General features: G+C 36.6%; 7 protein-coding genes. 6 read left to right on the top strand and 1 reads right to left on the bottom strand.

Annotated features, from left to right (window positions below):
- The first annotated feature begins 180 nt into the window (after positions 1-180).
- Positions 181-405 carry a hypothetical protein gene (locus AC1DOS_RS18325; protein ID WP_477538659.1) on the top strand — a complete coding sequence of 75 codons (225 nt, stop codon included), beginning with the start codon at positions 181-183 and terminating at the stop codon, positions 403-405.
- Between the two features lie 121 nt (positions 406-526).
- On the opposite strand, the gene AC1DOS_RS18320 is transcribed toward AC1DOS_RS18325, so the two are convergent.
- Positions 527-1,489, bottom strand: a complete 963-nt coding sequence (locus AC1DOS_RS18320) for a helix-turn-helix transcriptional regulator (RefSeq protein WP_477538658.1) — start codon at positions 1,487-1,489, stop codon at positions 527-529.
- A 110-nt stretch (positions 1,490-1,599) separates the two neighbouring features.
- Here AC1DOS_RS18320 and AC1DOS_RS18315 point away from each other — a divergent pair, with 110 nt between their 5' ends.
- The 5 genes from AC1DOS_RS18315 to AC1DOS_RS18295 all read left to right on the top strand — a co-directional run.
- Positions 1,600-2,079, top strand: coding sequence for a GyrI-like domain-containing protein (locus AC1DOS_RS18315; protein ID WP_477538657.1), 480 nt, complete (start codon positions 1,600-1,602; stop codon positions 2,077-2,079).
- A gap of 22 nt (positions 2,080-2,101) precedes the next feature.
- Positions 2,102-2,566 carry a phage tail protein gene (locus tag AC1DOS_RS18310; protein ID WP_477538656.1) on the top strand — a complete coding sequence of 155 codons (465 nt, stop codon included), beginning with the start codon at positions 2,102-2,104 and terminating at the stop codon, positions 2,564-2,566.
- Between the two features lie 51 nt (positions 2,567-2,617).
- A complete protein-coding gene (locus AC1DOS_RS18305) occupies positions 2,618-2,869 on the top strand; it encodes a hypothetical protein (protein ID WP_477538655.1) in 252 nt (83 codons plus the stop codon).
- A gap of 140 nt (positions 2,870-3,009) precedes the next feature.
- Complete coding sequence (locus AC1DOS_RS18300) at positions 3,010-3,714, top strand: MraY family glycosyltransferase (RefSeq protein WP_477538654.1); 705 nt, start codon at positions 3,010-3,012, stop codon at positions 3,712-3,714.
- Between the two features lie 197 nt (positions 3,715-3,911).
- A partial coding sequence (locus tag AC1DOS_RS18295; RefSeq protein ID WP_477538653.1) for a GNAT family N-acetyltransferase occupies positions 3,912-4,330 on the top strand: 419 nt, incomplete at its 3' end.

The following is a 4,330-nucleotide window of genomic DNA, read 5'->3' as shown; positions in this document are numbered from 1 at the left end:
ATAGACAGTAATTAAATAGGATTTTAAGAAACCTTAGCCCTTTATTTTATTGGGTTAAGGTTTTTTAATTACTTTTGAAATCAATCTCTCTGCGTTCAAAAGCATCAGTTCCATAAGGGGACATTAAATATCTGGCTGAGCTTATAATACGATCGGGGGCTTTTCTGGAATATCCATGCAGTGCGGATGTTCCAGGACGATCTTCAACAATCGGGCGCGATTGCTGAACAAGGAGCAGTAGCTTTTTTACTAGGATTGGATCTAAGCTTCGCTGGTACTACCCCATATGCAGTTAATAGAAGAATTGCGGGCAGATCGGGAACGGATGAAAGAAATGCAGGAGCGATTGAAGCGAATAGAGGAAGCCGATCAAGAGCGGGCAAAAGCAGATCGGGAGAGGTTTGATCGTATAGCAGAGCAGAGCATTTAAAGCAGCGGCAGCAAGTAAAAAAAGTTTTCTCTGGGTGTGCGGAAATAGGGGCAACTGGCCAAGCTCAAAATTATTTGGGTTTTAACTGGCCACTGCTTATGGGCAGTATAAGCATAATCTCTCTTGTAAACCTTCTAAGATTTCTTCTGGCACTTCCCTGACCTTGATATCCCCACCTAGGAAAAGTAGCCAATTTGTTATTTCGGTCAATTCTTCGGGCTTATTAACATTGATAAAAGTCTTTAGAATGGCTGTGGTTTGGTAAGGATTCGTATAGGAAATTGAAACTTTTAAAGGATGGTATTTTTTGAACTGGGCAATCGCTTTTGGACCAAGTTCAAGGACAAGGTTGATTACTTCTTCCTGCTTACTTAGTTTTTCTAAAATCTTTTTCTTACTTAATCTTTTTTTCGTCGGGTAGKGTTTGACACTGGTGAGATGCTCGACAGGAAAAATCTGCTTCTTTTCTTCCTTTAAGTCAAAGCCTTCAATCAGCCAAAGGCTTTTTTCATTATAAAGGTGCAAGAGATAAATTGGATAAGACTTTATTACCTTCTCTTCTTTGATGGTAATCAATAAATAGCTATCCAAAAGAAGGGTTTGGATGAGTTTTTCTAACATGGGATGGGGGAGGTCTGAAAGATCAAGTAGGTCGGGATTATTGGGGTTGGTCCCTTCAAAAAGCAAGATTTGATTTAAAAGAACAAGGTCATTTTGCTGGTTTTCTGAGATGAGGCCTAGTAATTTTTCAGCTAAAGACTGACGACTCTTTAGATAGGGGAGCTGTTGATTTCTTGTGGCCATAAAGGCAATAAAAAGAGCTTTGACCTCATTATCGGTAAAACGAACAACGGGCAGGACAGAGTTGTGCATGACAAAATAACCCCCATCCCTTCCAACTTCAGCGACAAGTGGCATCCCCATAGCCTCAATTTCTCTGATATCTCTAATAGCTGTCGAACGAGAGATGTTAAATTCTCGCATGATTTCAGAAATTGTAAAGTGAGCACGGTTGTTGATATACCGCATGATGATATTAATCCGTTCAACTTTTTTCATCGGGACTCCTAAACAGTATCATTTTTTGACATGATTTAAGGCTATCATAAACTTATCAAGTGAAGAAGACAATTCATTTGATTAATTTAAAAAAGAGGAGGGTTTTGAATATGGCAGATTATACCCTAGAAGAAAAAGACAGCTTTACCGTTTTAGGTTTTGGAACTGAGCTTAAGAGCGATTACACAGACTTTGCTGGCATAAATAAGGAAAAGTCAGACTTTTGGCAGGCCTTCAGCCAAGATGGAAGGCTTGACACTTTAAAAGCCATAGCCACAAATGACTACGTTTTTGCCGTGAACGAAGCGGTGAATAACAAGATGATGCATTATGCTGGCGTCATGACAGAGGCATCGGCACCAGAAGAAGCCAGAGTAATCCAATTTCCTAAGGGGGAATACCTGGTTGTCAATGGGGAAGGGAAGACGGCTGATGAATTGAATAATAAGCTTGCTGGCCTTGCCTTTGGTCAAGTTTTGCCAGAAGCAAAGAATTTTGCCTATGTTGGTGGGCCAAATGCAACGGTTGAGATGGGGCAGCGAAACGGCTTAGTTTTTGGTGAAATGTGGATTCCTGTTGTTAGGAAATAAAGAGATAAAAGGAGGGATGGAAATGTCCTATATCGTTGATTTTAAAAATGTGTCTACGGTTGGTTTAGAATCTTCACCTGTAGTAGAAGCGCTTGCTGGTTTACGTGCTAATGAAGCCCGTTACTTTATGAACAAATACAAGCATGAATTTACGGTTGTACCAGCTAGCGAAAGCCAGGAGACCCTTGATTATGTGAACCGAATTTTGAAAGAAGACCGCGAAATTGAGTTTGCGGCCAAACCTATAGAAACGTCGCGTTTTCAACTGGAAAATATCAAGTTTGCCTACGTCTTTTATGAGGATGGTCTTGAGGTCAACGTCATGTATACGGTTGATGGCCCTAAGAAACGGGCCGTTGGTTTTAAGCTTTCTGAGGGGATGGAGGTACCAAAGGAATTAGAAGGGAAGTTTAAGTTTGCTAGGCAGAAGTCTAAACTAGCTGGAACAATTCGGGGCTCGTATTTTGTAATTAAAGGAGAATATTAAAGTAAGCAAAAGCAAGCGCAAGTCCTTGTTATTCCATTAAAGGGCGCGATTGTGGAACAACACAGACAGAAAATGATCAAACTTTTTTATAAAACCAAACTTAAATCTGCTGAAAAAGAATCCATTTTGATCAATCTTTCTTCAAAATGGATTCTTTTAATTTATCGTAAAATATGGGGTTTCGCGGTATTTTTATTCAAACTTTATTCCAAAGCAACAGCTGACCATTTACCTGAACCGATATTGCCGTATCGTTTGATTAATCAGTTGGACTCTTGGATGATGACTTCTTTATTCAACTAACGGGGCAGGTTAGTTAAAGAAGCATAATCAAAGGATTTGGGTTATTTTTCCCATATACTGTATAATTGAATTAAGATAATATCGGTATCCGAATATTCAACTCTGGGGCAGTTTTAAAGAATTATTTTGGGGGGAAAGTTTTGTTATATTTATCTTTATTTATTGGTATCGTTTTAATTGTCATTATAACTAAACTTACGCAAATTTTTAAATTATCAAGCATCTGGGAGTTGATTGGTCAGATTAGTGCTTCACTTGTAATAATAATGGTCGGCAAACTTGATGTTAGTTATTTTAATCTAATTTATGGTAATCAAATCGAATTAGGATATTTAACGATTCCATTTTCTTTATTATTTATTGTAGGTTTTACAAATGTAATGAATATGGAAAAAGTGCAAAATCATTTAATATTACTGTTACCATGTGTTTCTTTAGTTTGTCTTTCTATATTGGCTTTCATCATGGGATATTCATTTGTTTCAATAACGGGGATTTGTGCTAGTTTAACGATTATGTTGATTCTGCTAAACGGCTATTATTCGGGTAAAGTATTTGTAGGTAGGACACTTACCACATCAATAGGTTTTATAATTGCAGTACTTTCACTAGCCCTTAAAACAGTTTATATTCCTTTATTTACGTTAGCACTACCTTTCGCTCTATATTATTTAATTCAAAATAAATTTACTTCTGTACAATCAATTACAATTAGCTCTTTAATGGGTATTCTATTTAGCGTATTAATGTTTATAGTCCCTTTAAATATATTATGGTATCTTGTTGTTGGGTTAACGGTCATTTTGGCTATCACGCAATTGTCTCGTAGATATCGCTTTATTTAGAAAAAAATTTCGATTACCGAATCTTAGGGAGCTTTATCAACAAAAAACTAAAGCCCATCTTCAACAAACTGGTGCTTTACTTCAAGAAGGAGTAAAGCATTTTTTGCATTTTTTCTTATTGCACTAACGGGGCAGGTTAGTTAAAGAAAGAAAAACATTGAAATTTTGTAGAAAGATAATCTATTGGAGAGATAGTTATGAAAATAAGAGCTGTTGAAAAAGAAGAATATAATTATACAGAAATTTTTGTTTGTGAAGTATTCAAAAACACGGGTCATGCAGATGGAGAATACGAAAAGGCTTGGCTAAAAAAGATTAGAGAAAAACAATATTATATTCCAGAGCTTGATTTAGTAGTTGAAGAAGAAGGAAAGATTATTGGACATTTTGTCCTCTCAAAGTTTCCAATTAGTAAAAAGCACGAAAATGAAGTGTTAATGCTATCACCAGTTTCAGTGGCAATTAATAAACAGCGTCAGGGTGTTGGTAAATACATGTTACGGGAAGGAATTAAATTAGCTTCTAATTTAGGATTTAAGGGGATTGTTGTTGAAGGAGATTTTCGTTATTATCAACGCTTTGGGTTTAGAACTTCAACTAAATTTGGTATATATGC

Source organism: Paenisporosarcina sp. P5_A11, from assembly GCF_056400705.1.
Note: the sequence above shows the minus strand (reverse complement) of the source record. Positions and strands in the feature narration are given on the sequence as shown.